At 66.0% G+C, this 22,846-nt stretch carries 27 protein-coding genes; 19 read left to right on the top strand and 8 right to left on the bottom strand.

Annotated features, from left to right (window positions below):
- Nucleotides 1–14 precede the first annotated feature (14 nt).
- From B5D62_RS23225 to B5D62_RS23215, 3 genes are read left to right on the top strand one after another with little or no spacing between them, the layout of a single operon-like run.
- A complete protein-coding gene (locus B5D62_RS23225; protein WP_085936377.1) occupies nt 15–1,034 on the top strand; it encodes an extracellular solute-binding protein in 1,020 nt (339 codons plus the stop codon).
- 12 nt (nt 1,035–1,046) lie between these two features.
- Nucleotides 1,047–2,147, top strand: coding sequence for an ABC transporter ATP-binding protein (locus tag B5D62_RS23220; RefSeq protein ID WP_085936376.1), 1,101 nt, complete (start codon nt 1,047–1,049; stop codon nt 2,145–2,147).
- Nucleotides 2,148–2,176: 29 nt separating this feature from the next.
- Nucleotides 2,177–2,977 (top strand): IclR family transcriptional regulator domain-containing protein, encoded by an 801-nt coding sequence (locus B5D62_RS23215; RefSeq protein WP_170921087.1) that lies wholly within the window; start codon nt 2,177–2,179, stop codon nt 2,975–2,977.
- 11 nt (nt 2,978–2,988) lie between these two features.
- Here B5D62_RS23215 and B5D62_RS23210 read toward each other — a convergent pair whose 3' ends face one another.
- The 4 genes from B5D62_RS23210 to B5D62_RS23195 are packed head-to-tail and all read right to left on the bottom strand — an operon-like array spanning nt 2,989 to nt 6,500.
- Nucleotides 2,989–3,579, bottom strand: a complete 591-nt coding sequence (locus B5D62_RS23210; protein ID WP_085936374.1) for a septation protein A — start codon at nt 3,577–3,579, stop codon at nt 2,989–2,991.
- Complete coding sequence (gene ftsY / locus B5D62_RS23205) at nt 3,576–4,739, bottom strand: signal recognition particle-docking protein FtsY (RefSeq protein WP_085936373.1); 1,164 nt, start codon at nt 4,737–4,739, stop codon at nt 3,576–3,578. The genes B5D62_RS23210 and ftsY overlap by 4 nt, the downstream gene beginning before the upstream one ends.
- Before the next feature lie 9 nt (nt 4,740–4,748).
- Nucleotides 4,749–5,609: a diaminopimelate epimerase gene (gene dapF / locus B5D62_RS23200; protein ID WP_085936372.1), complete on the bottom strand. Its 861-nt coding sequence runs from the start codon at nt 5,607–5,609 to the stop codon at nt 4,749–4,751.
- A 6-nt stretch (nt 5,610–5,615) separates the two neighbouring features.
- Nucleotides 5,616–6,500: a hypothetical protein gene (locus B5D62_RS23195; protein WP_085936371.1), complete on the bottom strand. Its 885-nt coding sequence runs from the start codon at nt 6,498–6,500 to the stop codon at nt 5,616–5,618.
- A 74-nt stretch (nt 6,501–6,574) separates the two neighbouring features.
- Between B5D62_RS23195 and B5D62_RS23190 the strand changes: the two genes are divergently transcribed.
- Nucleotides 6,575–7,177: a 2-hydroxychromene-2-carboxylate isomerase gene (locus B5D62_RS23190; RefSeq protein ID WP_085936370.1), complete on the top strand. Its 603-nt coding sequence runs from the start codon at nt 6,575–6,577 to the stop codon at nt 7,175–7,177.
- Between the two features lie 27 nt (nt 7,178–7,204).
- On the opposite strand, the gene B5D62_RS23185 is transcribed toward B5D62_RS23190, so the two are convergent.
- A complete protein-coding gene (locus B5D62_RS23185) occupies nt 7,205–7,873 on the bottom strand; it encodes a CPBP family intramembrane glutamic endopeptidase (RefSeq protein ID WP_170921086.1) in 669 nt (222 codons plus the stop codon).
- A 145-nt stretch (nt 7,874–8,018) separates the two neighbouring features.
- Between B5D62_RS23185 and ffh the strand changes: the two genes are divergently transcribed.
- From ffh to leuB, 10 genes are all read left to right on the top strand, one after another.
- Nucleotides 8,019–9,422 carry a signal recognition particle protein gene (gene ffh / locus B5D62_RS23180; protein ID WP_085936368.1) on the top strand — a complete coding sequence of 468 codons (1,404 nt, stop codon included), beginning with the start codon at nt 8,019–8,021 and terminating at the stop codon, nt 9,420–9,422.
- Nucleotides 9,423–9,466: 44 nt separating this feature from the next.
- Nucleotides 9,467–9,832: a 30S ribosomal protein S16 gene (gene rpsP, locus B5D62_RS23175; RefSeq protein ID WP_085936367.1), complete on the top strand. Its 366-nt coding sequence runs from the start codon at nt 9,467–9,469 to the stop codon at nt 9,830–9,832.
- Nucleotides 9,833–9,847: 15 nt separating this feature from the next.
- Complete coding sequence (gene rimM / locus B5D62_RS23170) at nt 9,848–10,363, top strand: ribosome maturation factor RimM (protein WP_085936366.1); 516 nt, start codon at nt 9,848–9,850, stop codon at nt 10,361–10,363.
- Nucleotides 10,364–10,369: 6 nt separating this feature from the next.
- On the top strand, nt 10,370–11,089 hold the full coding sequence (trmD, locus tag B5D62_RS23165; protein ID WP_085936365.1) for a tRNA (guanosine(37)-N1)-methyltransferase TrmD: 720 nt from the start codon (nt 10,370–10,372) through the stop codon (nt 11,087–11,089).
- Between the two features lie 16 nt (nt 11,090–11,105).
- Nucleotides 11,106–11,591: a 50S ribosomal protein L19 gene (gene rplS, locus B5D62_RS34200; RefSeq protein ID WP_085936598.1), complete on the top strand. Its 486-nt coding sequence runs from the start codon at nt 11,106–11,108 to the stop codon at nt 11,589–11,591.
- Between the two features lie 7 nt (nt 11,592–11,598).
- Nucleotides 11,599–13,044 carry a 3-isopropylmalate dehydratase large subunit gene (gene leuC, locus B5D62_RS23155; protein ID WP_085936364.1) on the top strand — a complete coding sequence of 482 codons (1,446 nt, stop codon included), beginning with the start codon at nt 11,599–11,601 and terminating at the stop codon, nt 13,042–13,044.
- A gap of 90 nt (nt 13,045–13,134) precedes the next feature.
- A complete protein-coding gene (locus tag B5D62_RS23150; protein ID WP_085936363.1) occupies nt 13,135–13,632 on the top strand; it encodes an RDD family protein in 498 nt (165 codons plus the stop codon).
- A gap of 7 nt (nt 13,633–13,639) precedes the next feature.
- Complete coding sequence (locus B5D62_RS23145; protein WP_085936362.1) at nt 13,640–14,134, top strand: RDD family protein; 495 nt, start codon at nt 13,640–13,642, stop codon at nt 14,132–14,134.
- A gap of 91 nt (nt 14,135–14,225) precedes the next feature.
- Nucleotides 14,226–14,840 (top strand): 3-isopropylmalate dehydratase small subunit, encoded by a 615-nt coding sequence (leuD, locus tag B5D62_RS23140; RefSeq protein ID WP_085936361.1) that lies wholly within the window; start codon nt 14,226–14,228, stop codon nt 14,838–14,840.
- Nucleotides 14,841–14,987: 147 nt separating this feature from the next.
- Nucleotides 14,988–16,106, top strand: coding sequence for a 3-isopropylmalate dehydrogenase (leuB, locus tag B5D62_RS23135; protein ID WP_085936359.1), 1,119 nt, complete (start codon nt 14,988–14,990; stop codon nt 16,104–16,106).
- Between the two features lie 44 nt (nt 16,107–16,150).
- On the opposite strand, the gene B5D62_RS23130 is transcribed toward leuB, so the two are convergent.
- Complete coding sequence (locus tag B5D62_RS23130) at nt 16,151–16,912, bottom strand: anti-sigma factor family protein (RefSeq protein ID WP_085936357.1); 762 nt, start codon at nt 16,910–16,912, stop codon at nt 16,151–16,153.
- A complete protein-coding gene (locus B5D62_RS23125) occupies nt 16,893–17,411 on the bottom strand; it encodes a sigma-70 family RNA polymerase sigma factor (RefSeq protein ID WP_170921085.1) in 519 nt (172 codons plus the stop codon). The genes B5D62_RS23130 and B5D62_RS23125 overlap by 20 nt, the downstream gene beginning before the upstream one ends.
- A gap of 146 nt (nt 17,412–17,557) precedes the next feature.
- On the opposite strand from B5D62_RS23125, the gene B5D62_RS23120 reads away from it, so the two are divergent.
- The 3 genes from B5D62_RS23120 to B5D62_RS23110 all read left to right on the top strand — a co-directional run bounded on the left by B5D62_RS23120 (nt 17,558) and on the right by B5D62_RS23110 (nt 19,278).
- A complete protein-coding gene (locus tag B5D62_RS23120; protein ID WP_085936355.1) occupies nt 17,558–18,427 on the top strand; it encodes a metallophosphoesterase family protein in 870 nt (289 codons plus the stop codon).
- A 147-nt stretch (nt 18,428–18,574) separates the two neighbouring features.
- Nucleotides 18,575–18,919 (top strand): cytochrome c, encoded by a 345-nt coding sequence (locus B5D62_RS23115; protein WP_170921084.1) that lies wholly within the window; start codon nt 18,575–18,577, stop codon nt 18,917–18,919.
- 26 nt (nt 18,920–18,945) lie between these two features.
- Nucleotides 18,946–19,278 (top strand): hypothetical protein, encoded by a 333-nt coding sequence (locus tag B5D62_RS23110; RefSeq protein ID WP_085936352.1) that lies wholly within the window; start codon nt 18,946–18,948, stop codon nt 19,276–19,278.
- Between the two features lie 44 nt (nt 19,279–19,322).
- Here the strand turns inward: B5D62_RS23110 and B5D62_RS23105 are convergent, their stop codons facing one another.
- Nucleotides 19,323–21,005 carry a helicase HerA-like domain-containing protein gene (locus tag B5D62_RS23105; protein ID WP_085936350.1) on the bottom strand — a complete coding sequence of 561 codons (1,683 nt, stop codon included), beginning with the start codon at nt 21,003–21,005 and terminating at the stop codon, nt 19,323–19,325.
- A gap of 60 nt (nt 21,006–21,065) precedes the next feature.
- Here B5D62_RS23105 and B5D62_RS23100 point away from each other — a divergent pair, with 60 nt between their 5' ends.
- Nucleotides 21,066–21,944 (top strand): sugar phosphate isomerase/epimerase family protein, encoded by an 879-nt coding sequence (locus tag B5D62_RS23100; RefSeq protein ID WP_085936348.1) that lies wholly within the window; start codon nt 21,066–21,068, stop codon nt 21,942–21,944.
- A gap of 15 nt (nt 21,945–21,959) precedes the next feature.
- On the top strand, nt 21,960–22,832 hold the full coding sequence (locus tag B5D62_RS23095; RefSeq protein WP_085936346.1) for a PhzF family phenazine biosynthesis protein: 873 nt from the start codon (nt 21,960–21,962) through the stop codon (nt 22,830–22,832).
- Nucleotides 22,833–22,846: the final 14 nt, after the last annotated feature.

The raw sequence follows: 22,846 nt of genomic DNA, 5'->3' as shown, positions 1-22,846 counted from the left end.
GGAGGAAAGACGACATGACGCCGATCCGCAGGAAGACTTTCCTCGCCATGGCCGCAAGTCTCGCCGTTGCCGGTCACGCCGCCGCGCAGGACGACGCCGAATGGCAGAAGATCGTCGAGGCGGCAAAGAAGGAGGGCAAGCTCACGCTGTACACCGCGACCATCGGGTCGCCGTGGCACAAGGCCGTGTTCCAGGCCTTCGAGAAGACATACGGCATTCATGTCGAGCCTCTGGAGGCGCGCGCGAGCGAGATCCGTGAGCGCGTCCGCGTCGAACAGGCAGCCGGGCGCTTCGTCGGCGACATCCATCACAATGGCAGCACGACGACCGGGCTGATGCTACGCGACGGCAACTTCCAGCCGCACGGCAGCATCCCCAACCTCAAGAATATCGAGGCGACCTATAAGGCCGATGACATCCGTGTGCCGGCCGAAGTGATCAGCTATTGCCTGTTGATCAACCGATCCCAGGTGAAGCCCGCGGACGAACCGAAGAGCTGGAAGGACCTTCTCGATCCCCGGTGGAAGGGCAAGATCCTTTCCGACGACTTCCGCGCGCTCGGCGGCGGTGCGGTGTTCTTCATGGTCACCTACGACGCCTTCGGCAAGGAGTTCCACGAGAAGCTGGCCGCCCAAAAGCCGGTCTTCTCGCGCGACATCGCCAACAGCGAACGCCGCACCGCCCGCGGCGAGTTCCCGCTCTACCTCCCCTTCTCGCTGCAGGACTACAATCAGATCAAGAGCCTGCCGGTGAAGCCGATCGTTCCCGCCGAAGGCCGGCCCTACATCCTGTTCCAGCTGTCGATGCTGAAGAACGCGCCGCATCCCAACGCGGCTCGCCTGTTCATGAATTTCTATCTCGAGCACGAGCAGCAGCTCGTCTTTGCCAACGCAGGCTACAACCCCGTCGTGACGGGAGTCGTGGAGAAGGTCGTGGACGATCTGCGTCCCCTGCTCGCCGCCAAGGCGATGGGCACCACGTCGCCGGAGAAGCAGGATGCGATGCTCGAGCTCGCGAAGCAGATCTACAGCTGACGGAGGACCAGGATGCCGAGCGTCACGTTGCAGTCGGTCGGGCGGCATTTTGCCGATCTCAAGGCGGTCGACGGCATCGACCTCGCCATCGAGGATGGCGAGTTTCTCACCCTGCTGGGACCGTCCGGCTGCGGCAAGACCACGACGCTGCGCATGGTCGCCGGACTGGAGCGGAACGACACCGGCAGCATCGCCATCGGCGGACGCATCGTCAGCGATGCCGATAGTGGCCTGTTCCTGCCGCCCGACCAGCGCAAGCTCGGCATGGTGTTCCAGTCCTATGCGATCTGGCCCCACATGACGGTCTTCGACAATGTCGCCTATCCGCTTGTCGTGCGCCGCACGCCGCGGCGGGAAATTCGCGACCGCGTCCTCACCGCGCTTCGTATGGTGGAGATGGAGCGCTATGCCGACCGGCCGGCACCCGCCCTGTCCGGCGGCCAGCAGCAGCGCGTGGCGATCGCGCGCGCCCTGGTCTTCGCACCGGAGGTGCTGCTGCTCGACGAGCCGCTCAGCAATCTCGACACCCGCCTGCGTGCGGCCATGGGCGAGGAGTTCCGCGCGCTGCAGCAGCGGCTCGGCATCACCACGCTCTACGTGACGCACGACCAGGAGGAGGCGATGGCGCTGTCCGATCGTGTCGTCGTGATGCAGCGCGGTCGCATTCAACAGGTCGGTTCGCCGGAGGAAGTGTACCGCCGGCCCGCTACTCGTGAGGTCGCCGCCTTCTTCGGCACGCCGAACCTGATCGAGGCCACCGTCACGGCCTGCCAGGCGCTGGACGACGGCGAGTTCAAGCTCGGAGTCGGTGGCGCGGGATGGCAGGGAAGCTGTCGCGCGGCCCGGCCCTTCGCATCGGGCGACAAGGTGCTGGTGATCGTCCGCCCCGAAGATGCGCTGCTCGACGGAGCGGATGTCGCGATCGCGGACGGCCGGCTCGGGTGGCGAGGACGCGTGGTCGACACGAGCTTCCGCGGTGCGCGCCGGTCGCTCGCGGTCGAAACCGATACGCTTCGTTTCAGAGTGGAATGTGCCGCCATGCGCGCCCCGCCTCCCGGCGAGACTGCGACCGTGCTGGTCGATTCCCACAATGCCTGGGCCATCCATGCCTGATAGTCGAAGAACGGGCATGGAGGACGTCGATGGGAAAACTGCGGGCCGCTGACGCGGAAAAGCGGGCAGCGAGCGGTTATGGGCCGGATTTCCTCGAGGCTTTCGCGCGCGGATTGCGGGTGATCGGCGCGTTCAGTCGCGAGCGTCCGCAGATGACCTTGAGCGACGTCGCGCGCGCCACCGATCTGCCCAAACCCAGCGTACGCCGGGCGCTCTATACGTTGACCTGCCTCGGGCTGGCGGCCAGCGACGGCCGCACCTTCCGCCTGACCCCGCGCATCATGGAACTCGCCTCGGCCTATCTCGGCTCCAACATGATCACGACGATCGTCCAGCCGGCCTGCGAGCGCCTGTCCGAGAAGACGGAGCAGTCGTGCTTCGCTGCTGTTCTCGACGGCTACGACATCGTCATGATCGCTCATTCGCTGCATGGCCGGCCCGATGTCCTGGCCCCGACCATCGGCTTGCGGCGGCCGGCCTTCAACACGGCGGCCGGCCGCGCCATCCTCAGCCAGCTCTCCGACGAGGCGCTCGACGCCTGGCTGGAAAAACTCCAACCCAAGGTGATGACCGATTTCACTGTGACCGATAAACGGGCTCTGCGCGCCGAGATCCTGAACGTGCGGCGGCAGGGATACGCGGTCACCGTGCAGGAGCTGCGTCGCGGCTACCATGCCGTGGCGGTTCCGTTGCGGCGCTTCGACGATACGACGATCGCCGCTCTCTGCATTGCCGCATGGGTGGAGGATTCGTCGGTCGGCTCTTCCACCGACGATTACCTGGCTGCGCTGCGCGACGAGGCGCAGGGACTACGGCCGCAGCTTCTGTAGGTTTTGACCGATCAGCCGAACGGATTGCCGTCGCCGTCCCAGTAGCGCTTCAGGAGCGGGATCTGGAGGAACGCGAAGACCATCGTGAGCGGGAAGCTGACGAACATCTTGCTGGCGATCCAGGTGTCGGTCGAGAAACCGCGCCAGAACACCTCGTTCACCGCCGCCAGCACGAAGAAGAACAGCGCCCAACGCATGGTGAGCTTGCGCCAGCCCTCCTCGGTGAGCCGGAAGGCAGCGCCGAAGATCGGCTTCAGCAAGGGCCGGCGCAGCAGCAGCAAGCCGCCGCCCAGGATGAGGCCGAACAGGCAATTCAGGATGGTGGGTTTCAGCTTGATGAAGAGGTCGTCGTGCAGCCACAGCGACAGGCCGCCGAACACCAGGACGAAGAAGGCGCTGACGACAGGCATGATGGGCCAGCGGCCTTCGAGCCAGCGATAGCAGGGAAGCGCGATCGCCGAGGCGGCGATGAAAACGGCAATGCCGTCGTAGATGCCCCACCGTGAGTTGGCGAAAAAGAACAGCGCCAGCGGCGCGAGTTCGAGCAGGGTTGCGTAAAGGCGATGGCCTTCCTTCGGTTTGCCACGCGTGTCGTCGCTCATGCCGGCAGCCCCATCAATCCTCGCGCGAACGCCCGCGCCTCGAACGGACGCAGATCGTCGATCCCCTCGCCGATGCCGATCGCCACGACCGGCAGCTTGAACTTCTCCGCCAAGGCCACGAGCACGCCGCCCTTGGCGCTGCCGTCGAGCTTGGTCACGACCAGCGCATCGATCGGCGACATGGTCTTGAAGGTCTCGACCTGGGCATGGGCGTTCTGGCCGGTCGTGGCGTCCAGCACCAGCAGGCAGGAATGCGGCGCCGAGGGATCGATCTTGCGGATGACGCGCACGATCTTGGCCAGCTCTTCCATCAGGTTGGTCTTGTTGTGCAGGCGTCCGGCCGTGTCGATCAGCAGCACGTCGCTGCCCTCGGCACGCGCCTTCTCGAGCGCCTCGTAGGCGAGGCCTGCGGCATCGGCACCGGTAGGCTTGGAGATCACGGGCACGCCGGCGCGGTCACCCCAAACCTTGAGCTGTTCGACAGCAGCGGCGCGGAAAGTATCGCCGGCGGCCAGCATGACCTTGCGGCCCTCACCCTTGAACAGGTGAGCCATCTTGGCGATGGTCGTGGTCTTGCCCGACCCGTTCACGCCGACGACCAGCACGACATGCGGCTTGCGCGCCGAATCGATGGCGAGCGGCATGGCCACCGGCTGCAGGATCTCGGCGATGTCGTCGGCGAAGGCGGCGCGCACTTCCTCGTCCGTGACTTCCTTGCCAAACCGCTCCTTGCCCAATTTGGCGATCAGGCGCGCGGCGACGCTGACGCCGAGATCGGCCTGGATCAGCGCATCCTCGAGTTCGTTCAGCGTTTCCTGATCGAGCTTCTTCTTGGTGAAGAGGCTGGTGATGCTCTCGGTGACGCGCTTGGTCGACTTGGCGAGGCCGGCACGCAGCCGCGACAGCCAGCCCTTCGCCTCGACCTCTTCTTCTTTTTTCCCGGCGTCCGGACCCGGCGCGGCGTCGAGCACCTCGGGCGGCGGTTCGCTTGGGGACGGCGCGACTTCGGCCGAGGGAGGCGCGACCGGTATGTCGGTCTGTTTCTCGACCTGCCGCTCTGCCGGTTGGGGAGTCTCGCTCGGGGGCGTCTCGTTCGCCGGGGCTCCCCGGGAGCGAAACCGCGCAAACCAGCCCTTTTTCTCGGGTTCCGTCTCGCTCACCGGGCCACCTCAGGAAAGGAGCGAGCGATCGAGCTCGCCCTTGAAGGCAACGGAAATGCCCCCGGTCATCAGCACATGGTTGTCGCGTAACCATTCGATGGTCAGGGAACCGTGCTCGAGGATGATCTCGGCCTTGCGATCGACCAGACCGCGGCGGCTTGCCGCCACCACGGCCGCACAGGCGCCCGAGCCGCATGCAAGAGTCACACCCGCCCCGCGTTCCCACACGCGCAGGCGCAGCCTGGCCTCGCCCACCCGCTGGGCAACGCCGATATTGGCCCGCTCGGGAAAGAACGGATCGTGTTCGAGCTTCGGCCCCAGTTCCTCGAGCGGAATGGCCGCCAGATCCTCGACGAAGAAGGTCGCGTGCGGATTGCCCATGTTCGTGCCGACAGGATCCTGCAACGGACCGAGCCCGACCGGCATGTGATTGGTGTCGCAGGCCTCGCGCACCGGGATCTCGCGCCAGTCGAGGCGCGCCGGTCCCATGTCGACCGAAATGACGGGCAGGCCGTTGGTCCCGGTGCCCATTTTCTGGGACTCCAGCAGCCCGGCGATGGTCTGGACCGTCACCCGGTCGGCCTTGCGCTCGTCCATCACCAACGATGCGACACAGCGCGTGGCATTTCCGCACGCGCCTGCCTCGCTGCCGTCGGGGTTGTAGATCCGCATGAAGACATCGGCGTCGCGCTCGGTCGGCTGTTCCAGCACGATCAGCTGATCGCACCCGACCCCGAGGCAACGGTCGGCAATGGTGCGCCGCCGGGCCGGCGTGAGCGCCAGGGCATGCGAGCGCGCGTCGAGGATGACGAAGTCATTGCCCAGACCGTGCATTTTGAGGAAAGGGGTCCCGCTCCCAGTGCCTGCCATGGCGCGCTATATGGCCGTTCGCCCCGGCCAGCGCAACGAGCGCGCCCGGACCTCGCCGGCGTGCGGACCGCCCACCTCGCGGACGTCCAGCGCCGGAAGCCGCTTGGTGTAGATGGTGAGATGCAGGATGCCGAGCGGGTCGTAGGGCATGGCCGGCTCGACAAACAGCGCCCGCTCGACGTCCCAGGCCGGCGTCGCGTGATGGACCGGCCAGTTGCAGCGGCTGGGCAGCGGCTCGTAGTCGAAGCCCTTGTCGTAGACCAGGACGTTCAAGGCGATCTGGTCGGTCATGTCGCGAGAACGCTGCAGCGCCTCACCCAGCAGCCCGGCCCAGCCCTGCCAGTGCGGCGCATCGGCCCTCAGCGCGAACACGCCGGCATTGATGAGCGGGTAGCGCACTAGCCGTTCCGCCGTTTCCCGATCGAAACACGACGCGAAGGCGGCGCCGTTGATCGTGGAGAACTCCGTCCAGGCGTGATGATAGTGGCGCATCGAGCGGTGGATCTCCGGCGCCACGGCAAGCTTGCCGCTGCGCGCCGCGCGCTGGAACAGGGCGATCGCATCACCCTGCTGCACCCAGCAATCGCCGTCGATCCAGAGATAGAGATCGAAGCCGGGAAAGTAGCGCGGCAGGAACGGCCGTGCCGTCAGCGCCTTGTAGCCATCCTTGAGCGTCTCGCGGCCGGGAAAGTCGAAATCCCATCCCGGAACGACAAGCGTCGCGCCGCGTGCCTGGCACCAGCCGCGCTGCTCCTCGGTTAGCCCGCAATCGAGGATGCCGAGCGCAACGGCGCGCCCTTCCTCGGTCGCCTGCAGCGAGTCGATGCAGTCGCGCATGAGCTCGAAATAGCCGGCATCGCCGCCCGTGATCGCGATGGTTCGTTCCGTCACGTGATCAGCATGGCGAATGATCGCTTTGCTGTCGCCGGTCTTTCGGCCACAGTCCGGCGGCCGCGGAGGACACCATGCCCAAGCACGTCGATTACTACGTCTCGCTCAATTCGCCCTGGGCCTATCTCGGCTCCAAGCGCTTCGAGGCCATCGCCGGGAAGCACAAGGCCGAAGTCACGATCTGGCCGGTCGATTTCGGCTCGGTCTTCGCCGTCTCGGGCGGCCTGCCGCTGCCCAAGCGGGCTCCGCAGCGCCAGGCCTATCGCATGATGGAGCTGAAGCGCTGGCGCCAGCATCTCGGCGTGCCGCTCAATCTCGAACCCAAGTTCTTCCCGGCCAACGAGGTCCCGGCGGCGCGCTGCGTAATTGCCCTGCGCGAACAGGGGCGCATGGCCGACGCCATCACGCTGGCCCATGCCGTGATGCATGCACTGTGGGCCGAGGAAAAAGACACCGGTGACGTGGCGACGCTCAAAGCCATCATCGCTGGCTGCGGCCTCGACGCCGATCAGGTGATGAAGGCCGGAGACGCGCCGGAGATGGCGGTGAAGCGCGAGGCCTACACCCGGCACGCCATCTCGCAGGGCGTGTTCGGGGCGCCGTCCTTCGTCATCGACGGCGAGATCTTCTGGGGTCAGGACCGGCTCGACTTCGTCGATCGCAAGCTCGCCGGCTGAACGCCCAGCCGCTCGGTCTGGCGCCGATCAGCCGTCGACATAGGCGGCAGCCAGGACGGCGAAGCTGTTGTTCACGATGTGGGCGACGGTCGAGGGCAGCAGCGAATCGGTCCGGCGCCGCAGATAGCCGAACAGGAGGCCGAGCGGCAGGACCAGGAGGATGTGGGCCGGCTCGTAATGGGCGATCGCGAAGGCGATCGAGCTCACGAGCCAGGCCGGAATCGTCCCCCAGCGACCGGCGATCCAGCCGTACAGGAGACCGCGAAAGATCAGCTCCTCGACCACAGGGGCCAATAGGCCCAGTAGGAGAAGGCTGGACAGGAAGGCACGCGGCTCGCGGACCAGTTCTTCGACCGCCTGCATGCCTTTCACTTCCGGGCCGATCTTGCTGACGGCCACGGACAGCACGAGGGTGCCGATGGCGCCAAACACGACAGGCTTCCAGCCGGCGCCCCGAACCCCGAGGGCGGGAAATGCCGCCGTCCGGAGGGGAGCGATCGACACCACGACGGCACAAAGCATGACCGCGTAGAACGCTCCGAGGATGCCGAGCATCCCCAGTTCCATCAGGTCCGGCCCCACGAACAGGCGGAGAGCGACGCCAAAAACCGCCAGAGCGGCCAGGAAGAGCAGCAGAGCCCAACCAGGAACCGGCCGATAGCTGTTGTACATCAAGGGGTTATCGCCAAGCGCCAAATCTTTGACTCCATGCCCGTCTGGCCTTATACCCCGCCCGTTCAATCGGTCGTGCCGATTTCTGAGGTTCCCCCTTCGGGGAGCTCCGTTGATTCGCGAGGGTTCGCGCATCGGCGCGATACCTGTTTGGGCTGACGGGAGTACGATGTTCGAGGGTCTGAGCAAACGTCTGGGCGACGTATTCGACAAGCTGCGGGGGCGCGGAGCGCTGTCCGAGGCCGATGTCGATATGGCGTTGCGCGAGGTGCGCACGGCCCTGCTCGAAGCCGACGTGGCGCTGCCCGTCGTGCGCCAGTTCATCGATTCGGTGCGCCCCAAGGCGATCGGCGCCGATGTCATCCGCTCGGTGACGCCGGGCCAGATGGTGATCAAGATCGTCAACGATCACCTGGTCGAGATGCTGGGCGGCACGGTCGCCGACCTCGACCTCAACGCCATCCCGCCGGTCGTGATCCTGATGGTCGGCCTGCAGGGCTCGGGCAAGACCACCTCCAGCGCCAAGATCGCCTACCGCCTCAGCCAGGGCCCGCAGGGCATGGCCGCCGAGATGTTCGGCGGCGCCTTCTCCACGAAGCGCAAGGTCCTGATGGCCTCGCTCGACACGCGGCGCCCGGCCGCGCAACACCAATTGGCCGTCCTGGGCGAGCAGACCGGTGTACCGACGCTGCCGATCGTGCCGCTGGAGATGCCGCTCGCCATCACGCGGCGCGCGCTCGAGACGGCGCGGCGCGAAGGCTACGACGTCCTCATCCTCGACACGGCCGGCCGGCTCTCGATCGACGAAGAGCTGATGACGGAGGTCAAGGAGATCTCCGACCTCGCCAAGCCGAAGGAGACGCTGCTCGTCGCCGACGCCATGACCGGCCAGGACGCGGTCAATGTCGCCAAGGCCTTCAACGATCGCCTGGCCGTCACCGGCATCGTGCTGACCCGCGTCGACGGCGACAGCCGCGGCGGTGCCGCGCTGTCGATGCGCGCCGTGACCGGTCGGCCGGTGAAGCTGATCGGCGTCGGCGAGAAGTTCGACCAGCTCGAGCCGTTCCATCCCGACCGTATCGCCAGCCGCATCCTCGGCATGGGCGACATCGTCTCGCTGGTGGAGCGTGCGGCCGAGACGATCGACAAGGAAGAGGCCGAGAAGCTCGCCGCCAAGGTCCGCAAGGGCCAGTTCGACATGGACGACCTGCTCAAGCAGCTTCGTCAGCTCCGCAAGATGGGCGGACTGCAGGGCCTGATGGGCATGCTGCCCGGCGCCATGCAGGCGAAGGCGGCGATGTCCAAGGCCAAGATCGACGAGACGCAGCTCAAGCGGCAGGAGGCGATCATCCTGGCGATGACGCCGAAGGAGCGCCGCAACCCCGACGTGATCCATGCCTCGCGCAAGAAGCGCATCGCCAAGGGATCGGGCGTGCAGATCCAGGACGTCAACAAGCTCCTGAAGCAGCACGCCGACATGCTGAAGATGATGAAGCGCGTCAACAAACTCGGAGAAAAAGGATTCATGCGCAGCCTCGGAGGCATGACGCCGCCGCCCGGCTTCCCGCGCTGAAGTTTCGTGAACTCAAGTCTATCTGACGAATCGAAGGAGAGAGAATGCTAGCGATCCGCATGACCCGCCACGGCGCCAAGAAGCGCCCGTACTTCCACATCGTGGTGGCGGATTCCCGCAGCCCGCGCGACGGCCGCTTCATCGAGAAGATCGGCACCTACAACCCGATGCTGCCGCGCGAGCATGCCCAGCGCCTCACGCTCGACAAGGAGCGCGTCGCCCATTGGCTGAAGGTCGGCGCCCAGCCGTCGGACCGTGTCGCCAAGTTCCTGGCCCAGGCCGAGCTGATGAAGCCGCGCGAGCGCCGTGAGCAGACCAAGAAGAACCAGCCGCGCGCCAAGGCGCAGGAGCGCATGAAGGCCGCCGCTGCCGCGGCCAGCGAGGGCGAGAAGGAAGCTGCCGCTTCCTGATGAGCGGCTGTCTTGATGTCCAAGGATCGCGTTCTGCTCGGCGTCGTCGCGGCGCCGCATGGTGTACGAGGCTTGGTGCGCATCAAGAGCTACACCGAGGATCCGATGGCGCTCGGCTCGTACGGGCCGCTGTCGGATGAGACGGGGAAGAAGGCGTACCGGGTCGAAGCGCTGAGTGCCGTACGCGGCGCGGTGCTGGCCCGGATCGAGGGCGTACCCGATCGCACGGCAGCGGAGGCCTTGCGCGGCTTGCGGCTCTATGTGGAGCGCAGCGCGCTGCCGCAGGCGGGCGAGCGGGAGTGGTATGAGGCGGACCTGATCGGGCTCGCCGCGGTTGGCCGGGACGGCCGGGATTGGGGCAAGGTTGTCGCCTTCCACGATTTCGGTGCCGGGCCGGTGATGGAAGTGTCGGCGGGGCTGATGTTGCCCTTCACCGACGAGGCCGTGCCCGAGATCGATGTCGAGGGCGGCAAGATCGTAGTGACTCCGCCGGCGGGCCTGTTGCCCGGCGGCGAATCGAAGGAGGCGTGAAGCAACGTGTGGCGCGCGACGGCGCTGACGCTCTTCCCGGAGATGTTTCCGGGCCCGCTGGGTCTCAGCCTGGCCGGCAAGGCATTGAAGGACGGCGTCTGGTCGCTGACGGCAGTGGACATCCGGCGGTTCGCCAAGGATCGCCATGGCACGGTGGACGATGCGCCCTTCGGGGGCGGCGCCGGCATGGTGATGAAGCCCGACGTTCTGTCGGCGGCGATCGAGGCGGTGGCCGAGCCGGGCGTCCCCAAGATCCTGCTCTCGCCGCGCGGTGCGCCGTTCAGTCAGGCGCGCGGGCGGGATCTGGCGGCGGGACCGGGTGTGCTGCTGGTGTGCGGGCGGTTCGAGGGCGTGGACGAACGGGTCATCGAGGCCCACGCGCTGGAGGAGATTTCGGTCGGCGATTTCGTGCTTTCGGGCGGCGAGATCGCGGCCATGACGGTGATGGATTGCTGCGTGCGGCTGCTGCCCGGCGTGATGGGCGAACCCGCATCGGCGAGCGAGGAGAGTTTCGAGGACGGTTTGCTTGAGTACCCGCACTACACCCGGCCGGCGATCTGGTCAGGCCCCGATGGAATCGAACGGCGCGTGCCGGAGGTCCTGGTATCGGGGCACCACGGCAAGGTCGCGGAATGGCGGATGAAGCAGCGGGAAGAGATCACGCGGCGGCGGCGGCCCGATTTGTGGGCCCACCGACGGACCGCGACGAGGAACGAAGAGAAGTGACGAAAGGATGGATGCGATGAACATTCTCGATACGCTGGCCCAGGCCACGATGGACAAGGTGTTGGCCGAGCGGCCGGTGCCGCGCTTCGAGCCCGGCGACACCCTCAAGGTGCACGTCAAGGTGCAGGAAGGTAATCGCGAGCGCATTCAGGTCTATGAGGGCCTGTGCATCGCGCGCAAGAACGACGGCGTGAACTCCTCGTTCACCGTTCGCAAGATCAGCTTCGGCGAAGGCGTCGAGCGCGTGTTCCCGCTCTACAGCCCGGGCATCTGGGAAATCGAGGTGGTCCGCAAGGGCACGGTGCGTCGCGCCAAGCTCTATTACCTGCGCGAACTGCGCGGCAAGGCCAGCCGTATCGCCGAGGACGTCGAGGCCCAGCGCGAGCTGATCGCCCTGCAGGCCGAGGAAGAGGCCAAGCGGCCGCGGCGCGGGAAGCTCAAGAAGGAAAAGCCCAAGGAAGAGAAGACCGTTCGCGCCGCGAAGGGCGGCGGCAAGAAGTAGGCCCGCCATGGCGACCCGCAAGAAGGCGGCCGTGCCGCCACCTCCCCCGCCGCCGCCGCGGACCCTGTTCGAGAAGATCTGGGACAGCCATGTCGTCCATCGCCAGGACGACGGCACCTGCGTGATCTACATCGACCGTCACCTCGTCCACGAGGTGACCAGCCCGCAGGCCTTCGAGGGCCTGCGCATGGCGCACCGTCCGGTGCGCCGTCCCGAGGCCACGATCGCGCTCGCCGACCACAACACGCCGACGACCGATCTCAGCCTGGGCATTCCCGACGAGGAATCGCGCATCCAGGTCGAGACGCTGGAGAAGAACGTCGCCGAGTTCGGCGTTCCCTACTTCGGCCTGCAGGACCCGCGGCGCGGCATCGTCCATGTGACCGGACCGGAACAGGGCTTCACCCTGCCGGGCACTACGATCGTCTGCGGCGACAGCCACACCTCGACGCATGGCGCGTTCGGCGCGCTGGCCTTCGGCATCGGCACCTCCGAGGTCGAGCATGTGCTCGCCACGCAGACGCTGATCCAGAAGCCGGCCAAGAACATGCGCGTGGCCGTCGAGGGCAGCCTGCCGCTGGGTGTCACGGCCAAGGACGTGATCCTCGCCATCATCGCCAAGCTCGGCACGGCCGGCGGCACCGGCTACGTGATCGAATATGCCGGCCGCGCCATCCGCGAGATGACGATGGAAGGCCGCATGACGGTCTGCAACATGTCGATCGAGGCAGGCGCCCGCGCCGGCCTGATCGCGCCGGACGAGACCACCTTCCAGTACCTGTTCGGTCGGCCCAACGCGCCGAAGGGCGGGGCCTGGGATCTGGCCCTCGGCCAGTGGCGTCGCCTGCCGAGCGACAAGGGTGCCCACTTCGACGCCCAGATCGACCTCAATGCATCGGACATCCCGCCGATGGTGACCTGGGGCACCAGCCCGCAGGACGCGCTGCCGATCACCGATGTCGTTCCCGATCCGGCCAACGCTCCCGACGAGGCCCGCCGCGAGGCCTGGACCCGGTCGCTCGCCTATATGGGCCTGACGCCGGGTACCAAGCTCGTCGACGTGCCGGTCGATCGCGTCTTCATCGGCTCCTGCACCAACGGCCGCATCGAGGATCTGCGCGCCGCGGCCGAGATCGTGAAGGGCCGCAAAGTGGCTTCGACCGTCTCGGCGATGGTCGTGCCGGGCTCCGGCCTGGTGAAAGCCGAGGCGGAGAAGGAAGGTCTGGACAAGATCTTCCTCGAGGCCGGCTTCGAGTGGCGCATCCAGGGCTGTTCCATGTGTCTGGCCATGAACGCCGACCGGCTCGAGCCGGGCCAGCGCTGCGCCTCGACATCGAACCGTAACTTCGAGGGCCGTCAGGGTCGAGGCGGACGCACGCATCTGCTCAGCCCAGCAATGGCGGCGGCGGCGGCGATCAAGGGAACGCTCGCCGACGTGCGCGACTTCCAATAGCCGCTTCCGAAGCGATAGTGATACAGTCACGGGCGGTGCAGCAATGCACCGCCCGTTTTCTTGTGCCGGATATCTCGGGGGAGAGCCTGCATGACCAACGTGCCACCGCCGCCACCGGTGTGGGATGCCCAACCATCAGCGGCTGCAGCGACGAGATATGGCGGTTTCTGGATCCGCGTCGTGGCCTACCTGCTGGACGGCGTCCTGCTCTATGTCGTTGGCACGGTCGTGGGTTTCGTCTTCGGATTGGTCGTCGGCTTCGTCTGGCATTTCGTCGGCGTGCCAGCAACGGCCCAGACGATTGCCCGCATCGGCGGCGGCATCCTTGGCCTCGGCTTGGGCATCCTCTACTTCGCCGTACTGGAAAGCTCCGAGCGTGGAGCCACGCTGGGCAAGAGGGCGGTTGGACTGCGCGTCGTCACCGACCAGGGCCAGCGATTGACGTTCGCGAACGCCTTCGGGCGCTACTTCGCCAAGATCGTGTCGCTGCTGGTGCTCGGCATCGGCTTCCTCATGGTGGCTTTCACCGACAGGAAGCGCGGCCTGCATGATATGATGGCCGGCACTTTGGTCATCCACAACCGCTGACGGTGCCATGCCAAGCGTCCCAACCCAGGGTCCTCCCGTCCCGCCTCCCGCTCCCGTATGGGATGCCCAGCCGCCGACTTCCGGCGGTGCCGGCTATGGCGGGTTCTGGATCCGCGTCGTGGCCTACCTGATCGACGCCGTCATTCTGGGCATCGTCGGAAGCGTGCTCTTCGTCGTGGTGGGCGGCATGCACGTCCTCCGTGGCGGCCATCCCCTGTACGACCACGGGATCAACCTGGTCTCCCTGGTGATCGGCTGGCTCTACTTCGCCCTGATGGAGAGTTCCGAGCGCGGCGCGACCCTGGGCAAGATGGCGGTCGGGCTGCGGGTCGTGACCGACCGCGGCGAGCGCCTGTCCTTCGCCAATGCCACCGGGCGCTACTTTGCGAAATTCATCTCCGCCATGCTGCTTTGCATCGGCTTCATCATGGTGGCCTTCACCGACAAGAAGCAGGGCCTGCACGACATGATGGCCCGAACCCTGGTGATCAAGGTCCGCTAGGCGCTTCCGGGGCGCGATAGGCCGGTCGGCCAGCGGCTTGACCCGGCCGCCGAAAGCCCGTTTATTCCGGCGTTTCGCGAGGGGATGCCCGATGGAAAAATTCACGACGCTGCGCGGCGTCGCCGCGCCCATGCCGATGGTCAATATCGACACCGATATGATCATCCCGAAGAATTTCCTGAAGACCATCAAGCGTACCGGTCTCAAGGACGGCCTGTTCTACGAGCTGCGCTGGACGGCGGACGGCCAGAAGAAGGACTTCGTCCTCGACCAGCCGGCCTACCAGAACGCCAAGATCATCGTCGCCGGCCCCAATTTCGGCTGCGGCTCGAGCCGCGAGCATGCGCCCTGGGCCCTGCTCGACTTCGGCATCCGCTGCGTGATCTCCGAGAGCTTCGCCGACATCTTCTATAACAATTGCTTCAAGAACGGCATCCTGCCGATCAAGGTGCCGAAGGAGATCATCGACAAGCTGATGGACGATGCGAGCCGTGGCTCGAACGCCGTCATCGAGGTCGACCTCGAGAAGCAGGAGATCAAGGGACCGGACGGCGGCACCGTCCATTTCGACATCGATCCTTTCCGCAAGCACTGCCTGCTGAACGGCCTCGACGACATCGGCCTGACGATGGAGAAGAAGCCGGAGATCGACGACTTCGAGACGCGCCAGAAGGAATCGCAGCCCTGGCTGTACGCCGCGGAGTAATCCGGACACAACCTCATCCTGAGGAGGCCCGCAGGGCCGTCTCGAAGGATGGGCCACAGACAAGGTGCTCGTTCCCACCCTTCGAGACGCGTGCTGCGCACGCTCCTCAGGGTGAGGATTAACTCTTAACCGAGGACAAAGAAGACAATGGCGTCGAACCGCAATCTGCTGATGCTGCCCGGCGACGGCATCGGCCCCGAAGTCATGAACGAAGTGCGCAAGATCATTGCCTGGATGGGCAAGAAGCGCGCGGTCGGCTTCGACATCACGGAAGACCTGGTGGGCGGCGCCGCCCTCGACAAGCACGACACGCCGATTACCGACGATACGATGAAGATCGCCCTCGAGGCCGACGCCGTGCTGTTCGGTTCGGTCGGCGGGCCGAAGTGGGATACCGCGGACTTCACCAAGAAGCCCGAGCGTGGGCTGCTGCGGCTGCGCAAGGAGATGGATCTATTCGCCAACCTGCGCCCGGCCAAGGTGTTCGACGCGCTGGTCGACGCAAGCTCGCTCAAGCCTGAGATCGTCAAGGGTCTCGACATCATGATCATCCGCGAGCTGACCAGCGGCGTGTACTTCGGCGAGCCGCGCGGCCGGCACGTCAACGCCAAGGGCGAGGTCGAGGCCTTCGACACGCAGCGATACACTGCGCCGGAAATCCAGCGCGTCTGCGCCGTCGCCTTCGAGCTGGCGCGCAAGCGCCGCAACAAGGTGACCTCGTCGGAGAAAGCGAACGTCATGCACACCGGCGTGCTGTGGCGCGAGGAAGCGACCAAGCTGCACAAGGAGAAGTACTCCGACGTGAAGCTCGACCACATGTACGCCGACGCGCTGGCGATGCAGCTGCTGCGCGCTCCGAACCAGTTCGACGTCATCGTCACGGACAACCTGTTCGGCGATATCCTGTCGGATGAAGCCTCGATGCTGACCGGCTCGCTCGGCCTGCTGCCGTCGGCATCGCTCGGCGCGCCCGACGCGACTGGCCGCCGCAAGGCGCTCTATGAGCCGATCCACGGCAGCGCACCCGACATCGCCGGCAAGGGCCTGGCAAACCCGATCGCGCAGACGCTCAGCTACGCCATGATGCTCCGCTACTCCTTCGACCTCGGCAAGGAAGCCGACCTGGTCGAGACCGCGGTCGAGAACGTGCTGAAGGCAGGCTATCGCACCGGCGACCTGCTGGTCGGCAAGACCGACGGCACCAAGAAGGTCGGCACCCAGGAGATGGGCGACGCCATCGTCAAGGAACTCGATCGACTCGTGTAGAGCCAAAGGGAACGTGGGTCTCGCCGGGGCCCACGTTCCGGCTGCTACCGATCGCTGTCGATCGTCCTGTCGATCGCCTTCGCAAAAGACTCCATCTCACTTGTCCCGACGTCAGACACGGCGCGCATCTCGAAGCCGCCGTGCCGCCATTGCGCCAGCACGAAGCCGTCGCGTTGACTAATATCTGGCGGGACGCCGTTGTCGGCCGAAGCCGGCCACAGGGTCAACGCCAGCTTGTGCTGGTTGTGCCCATAGACCAGCACCGCGACCTTGCGCCCGTCATAGACGTCGATCCGTCCGCCCAGCAGCGGGAAGCCATCGGTCGTAAGGTCGTGCACGGGCGGTGAGTAATCGATGCGACCGGCAAACCACGGCTTCACCGTATGGCGGTCGCTGGAGACGACATCGACGGGATGGTCGCTGGCCGCAACGCGCAGATAGCCCGACACCAGTTCATCCGCATCCCGGCCCTGCTGGGTCGACAACATGCCGCCCATCCAGCCGAGGCTGGCGGCAACAAGGAGGCTGGCGGCGGTCGCCATCCAGCGCAGCGGCAGACGCGGAGCCGCCGCCGGGCGCGCACCGCCGGCGGCACGAAGATCCCGCTCGACGCGCGCCCGCAGCAGATCGGGTGCCGACTCGGCCGGCAGGTCCCGCAACAGCCCGCTTAGCGCGCGTGCCTCCTCGAGGCGCTCGCGGCAGGCCGGGCAACGCTCGAGGGCCTGCTCGAAGGCCGCCGATTCAGCCGCGGACAGTTCGCCGTCGAGATAGACCTCGACCATCGACTCACAGGTCGCGCAGTCCATTCGTCCTCCTTCCCAAGCGGACCCGCAGATCGCCGGCCAGCTTCTCCCGGGCGCGCGCCAACCGGGACATCACGGTTCCAATCGGCATATCGAGGACCGTTGCGATCTCCTTGTAGGAGAGGTCCTCGATCTCGCGCAGCACCAGCACCTCCCGCGACTCGGCCGGCAGGGCGGCCAATGCCGCCGCAACGTGCCGGCGCCGATCCTCGATCATCGCCGACTGTTCCGGGTCCGGCCCCTCGGTCGGCTGTTCCTCCGCCGCCTCGAGCGGCTGGTCGGCTCGCTGCTTCATCCGCGCGTCGTGCCAGGTATTGCGCACGATGCGCAGCAGCCAGGGCCGCGCCTCCTCACCGCGGAAGGCGTGGAAGTATCGCAGCGCCCGGACCATCGCCTCCTGCGCCACGTCCTGCGCAAGAACGGGGTCGCGCGTCAGCCAGCGCGCGAATCCATACGCCGCGTCGAGGTGCGGCAGCATCACCGAACGAAACCGTTCGACCATGCCACTATCCGGTTTCGGCGCCTCCGACATGATCGCCATTGGACATCATTACCGGCAGGGCGTCGATTTTATTCCCCCTGGGTCGGCCCCGGAATAAAGCCCCCAGCGCCTCGGTAGGTCCGGCATCAACAACGCTGGAGGCCACCGTGGCTCACGTCGATCGTCGCGATTTCCTGAAGCTTGCCGGGATTGCCGGCGTGACATTCACCGCAGGGCTCTTTCCCGACAGGAAGATCTCGGCCCAGACCGCCGACTTCCACTTCGTGCAATTCTCGGACACGCACTGGGGTTACAGCGGCCCGGCCAATCCCGATGCGGAGCATACGCTCGAAAAGGCGGTGGCGACGGTGAACGGACTGACCAACCAACCGGACTTCATCGTCTTCACCGGCGACCTCACCCATACGACAGAAGACGCGAAGGAACGGCGCGCGCGCATGAAGCGGTTTCGCGAGATCGTCGGCGCCCTGCATGTCAAGGACGTGCGCTTCATGCCGGGCGAGCACGATGCGTCGCTCGACGCCGGCGAAGCCTACAAGGAATTCTTCGGCGAGACGCACTACACCTTCGATCACAAAGGCGTGCACTTCATCGCACTCGACAACGCGTCGGATCCCGAAGCCAAGCTCGGCGAAGCCCAATTGGCCTGGCTGGCCGCCGATCTGAAGCAACGCAAGGTGGATGAGCCGATCGTCGTCATGACGCACCGGCCCCTGTTCGACCTCTACGCCAAGTGGGATTGGACGACAGCCGACGGCACCAAGGCGATCGACCTGCTGATGCCCTACCAGAACGTCGTGGTCTTCTACGGCCATATCCACCAGGAGCATCACGACATGACGGGCCACATCCCCCATCATGCGGCGAAGTCCCTGATCTTCCCGCAGCCCGCCCCGGGCTCGCAGCCCAAGCGCGTCCCGCTTCCCTACGATCCCGCGATGAGCGGACTTGGCACGCGCGATATCACCATGGGGGCGAAGATCACGCTCACCGAGCTGCCCGTCAGCAAAGCCTGATCGTCCCATCCCTTCGAAGAGAGTTGCGTCATGTTGCGAAATACCCGGTGGATTGGCCGAACCTGGCCAGTCCTCGCCCTCGCGGCTGTCCTCTTCACTCCCGCTGCGCTCCATGCCGAAGCCGTCGAGCAGCTGCTGATCGCCACCATGCGCTCGATGGCCGCGGCGATGACGGAGATCGACAAGTTCGGCAAAGCGGCCGGCGATCAACCGCTTCCCGTCGACAGCGCACGAAAAGTTGTCGTGCTGGCAAAAACCATTCCCGGTATTTTCCCGCCCGGTAGCGAACTCGAGGAATTGCCGAGCAAGTTCGACGCACCGACCACAACGTGGGACGATTTCGAGCGTTTTCTCGATGCGCAGAAGAAATTGGTCGTTGAAACCAGCAAGCTCTTCGCTGTCGTCAATGGCGGCGACAAGGAGGCGATTGCGCGACAGATGACCGTTACACGCCAAGCCTGCGCGGCCTGTCATGAAAAGTTCAGGAACTAGACCGATGCCATCGAAGGGAAGAGGCCATGAGATCCATTGCTCGCTCCTTTCTCCTCGTCTGCTTCATCGCCTTGCTCGTCGGGCCTTCATGGGCCATCGACAAGGAAGCAGCCTCCCTGCCTAAGTCGTTGCACAATGCACCACCGGACATCGTCGCTCTGGCCGGTCGAGAAGCCGCCTGCCGTCGCTGGTTGACGGCCGAAGTCACCGACGAGGCAAGCGACACCCGCATCGAGCATGCGCTCAGTCATCTGCGATGCGATTCGCTGGCGATGGAAGCGACGGTCCTTCAGCGGAAATACGCCCAATCGGACTCGGCCCTGAAGGCCCTCGTCACGGCACGCAGCCTCGGACCCTAGGAGCGACCGGTAGGAGGGGCCTGTAAGAGCCGGCGCAGCCGCCGCTACTTGGCGAGGCCGCCCAGGACACCGCGCACGAGCCCGCCGAGAAGGCCGGTATCGCCCTTGCGGCCGCTGCCGAAGATCGCCTTCGAGGCCTCGCGGACCGCGATCGTGGTCACGGTGCGAGCGGCCGACTTGGCGATGGTTTCACCGAGTGTATCGCTGCGGCGGGCCGGCGTTTTGGCTGCAGGCGGAACCGGTGCCGATGTCGGCGCCTGGGCTTCACGCAATCGCGGCTGCGGCTTGGGCGCCGGCGCTTCCGATGGCGCCGGCGCGCTGCCCCACGGCCCGCTGGGGCCAGGAGCTGCCGTCGTAGGTTCTGCCGGCGGTGGCGCTCCATACTGCCCACGCCGCCGTTGCCCGGCACTGGGCGCGGCATCGGTGTCGTCGTGATGGACCTGCCCGCCGGTGGCACGCCCCGTCAGCACTTCATAGGCCGACTCGCGATCGACCGTGCGTTCGTACTTGCCGGCAAGCGGGCTCGCCTTGATGACGGCCGCGCGTTCGGCGTCGCTCGCCGGACCGATGCGGCCCTGCGGCGGCGCGATGAGGCAGCGTTCGACCGGCGTCGGAACGCCCTTGGCATCGAGGAACGACACCAGCGCCTCGCCGACGCCGAGTTCGACGATGGCCTCGGCGGCCGCGAATTTCTTGTTGGGACGGAAGGTATCGGCGGCGGTCTTTACCGCCCGCTGATCCTTGGGCGTGAAGGCGCGCAGGGCATGCTGGACGCGATTGCCGAGCTGGCCCAGCACGCTCTCCGGGATATCCAGCGGGCTTTGCGTCACGAAGTAGACGCCCACGCCCTTGGAGCGGATCAGACGCACCACCTGCTCGATCTTGTCGAGCAGGGCCTTGGGCGCATCGTCGAACAGCAGATGCGCCTCGTCGAAGAAGAACACGAACTTCGGCCGGTCGGCGTCGCCCACCTCCGGCATCACCTGGAACAGCTCCGACAGCAGCCACAGCAGGAAGGTGCTGTACAGCCGCGGGCTTTCCATCAGCTTGTCGGCAGCCAGCACATTGACATAACCGTAGCCCGACGGATCGCGCGCGATCATGTCCTTGAGATCGAGGGCGGGCTCGCCGAAGAAGCGCTCGCCGCCCTGCTGTTCGAGAGTCAGCAAGGCACGCTGGATGATGCCGATCGTCTGCTTGCTGACATTGCCGTACTTGGTGGTGAGGGTGCCGGCATTCTCGGCCGTCCATTGCAGCACCGCCTGAAGATCCTTGAAGTCGAGCAGCAGCAGGCCCTGCTCGTCCGCGACCTTGAAGACGATGTTGAGCACGCCTTCCTGCGTGTCGTTGAGCTGCAGCAGGCGCGCCATCAGGACCGGGCCGATCTCGCTCACCGTGGTCCGCACCGGATGGCCCTTGTCGCCGAACAGATCCCAGTAGACCGTGGGAAAGCCACGCCCCTTGTAGCCGTCGATCTTCAGCGCCCTGGCGCGCTCGACCGCCTTGGGATTGTCGCCGCCGGGCTGGCTGATCCCCGACAGATCGCCCTTCACGTCGGCCAGGAACACCGGCACGCCGAACGCCGAGAAGCCTTCGGCGAGCGTCTGCAGCGTCACCGTCTTGCCGGTGCCGGTGGCGCCCGCCACGAGGCCGTGGCGATTGGCATATTTCAGGAGCAGATACTGATCGGCGTCACTGGCGCCGACGAAGATTTCCGCATCATCCATGCCCGCTCCTTTAGCATACCGGCTTTAGCCAAACACGATCCTCCGTAGTAGGGTCCGGTCATGGCTCTTCCAAGACTTGCTCTTACCGTGATCGGCGATGAAATCGGATCGTCGCTCTCCGACATGATCTCCTTCTGCGCCGAGCACCAGGTGCGTCGCCTGGACATGCGCACCGTGGGCGGCCGAAACCTTCTCGGCATGTCTCTCGCCGAGATCGCCGACATCAGCGATGCGCTGGAGGACGCCGGGATCACGGTGCCGACCCTCGTCTCTCCCCTGCTGAAATGGACCGCGCCGGACAAATCCCGGCCGGAGGGAGCGGTCGACTTCGCCTTCGATCCGTCCGAGTGCCCGCGCGATGACCCTCTCGCCTATGCCTTCGACATCGCCACAGTGCTGAATGCAAGCCGGGTGCGGATCTTCAGCTATCTTCGCTATCCCGACTTCCAGCCCAAGGATCTCGACCGTGTGCTCTATCGGCTGCTGGACATCGCCGGCGGTCACGATGCCCTTCTGGAGCTCGAGAACGAGCCGATCTGCAACGTCGGCAACATCGCCGAGCTGGCGCATTTCTTCACTGCCCTGCCCGAGCTGATCGGAACGCAGCCGGAGGACATGAAGATCCAGCCCCTGGTCGATATCGGCAACAGCTATGCCATGGGTGCGCCGCCGGAGGCGGCGGACATCGCGCGTCTTGCCCCTCTGGTCGACATGATCCATCTCAAGGATCGCGATCTCGCCGGCAACCGCACCGTTCCCCTCGGCGACGGCGATATTCCGTGGGCCGCGGAACTTCAACGACTGCTGAGCGCGGTCGAAGTCCCCGAGGTCATCGCCTCCATCGAGACTCATTGCCCGCAGGACGGGCGCAACGCGACGGCACGATCGGTCGCGGCCCTGCGCCGGATTGCCGAGGAAATCGGCGCCGAGATCGTCTGAGAGAGCACAAGAACCATGCGTCGCTTTTCCTTCGTCACGGTGGACGTCTTCACCGAACGCCGCTTCGGCGGCAATCCTCTCGCCGTCTTTCCCGATGCCTGCGGTCTCGAAGACGACGAGATGCTGGCGCTGGCGGCGGAGTTCAATCTCAGCGAGACGACCTTCGTCCTGCCGCCACAGGATTCGGCCAACACGGCCCGCGTCCGCATCTTCAACCGCAGGCACGAGATGCCGTTCGCCGGCCACCCCAATGTCGGGACGGGGTGGGTGCTGACGGAACTGGGCCGCGCCACCAACGGCAGCCTGCGATTCGAGGAGATGGCCGGTCTTGTCGAGGTGAAGGTCGAGGCTGGAGTGGTGACGATCGCCGCGCCGCAGCCTCTGTCCCTGGGCGCGGAAATGCCGGTGGAGCTGCTGGCCCGCTGCGTCGGCCTCGAGGCCAAGGACGTTGTCATCACGGGCCATCGACCGCTCTATGCCTCGGTCGGCAATTCCTTCGTCCTCGCCGAGGTGACGGGCGAGGCGCTGACGCGGGCCACGCCGGACATCAGCCATTTCCGGGAGGCCGCCGCGGTCTATACGGCGATGGGCGCCAACCGGCTGCCGCTCTATCTCTATGCCCACGACGGAAAACGCGTCCGCACGCGCATGTTCTCACCCCTGTCCGGCACGGTCGAGGATCCCGCGACCGGCAGCGCGGCCACGCCGCTCGCGGCGCTGCTGCTCTCGCTGTCGAAGGAGCAGGACAAGCCGGTCGAGATCGTGCAGGGCGTGGAGATGGGCCGCCCCAGCCAGCTCCTGTGCCGGGCCTGGCGCGGGCCGGACGGTATCCGGGCCAGCGTCGGCGGCCGCTGCGTACCGGTGCTGCGCGGCGAAGTCTCGCTTTAGGACCGCCTTCGGCA

This window comes from Enhydrobacter aerosaccus (assembly GCF_900167455.1).
Classification (GTDB): Bacteria; Pseudomonadota; Alphaproteobacteria; order Reyranellales; family Reyranellaceae; genus Reyranella; species Reyranella aerosaccus.
The sequence above is the reverse complement of the archived record's forward strand: the minus strand, read 5'-3'. Positions and strand labels throughout refer to the sequence as shown.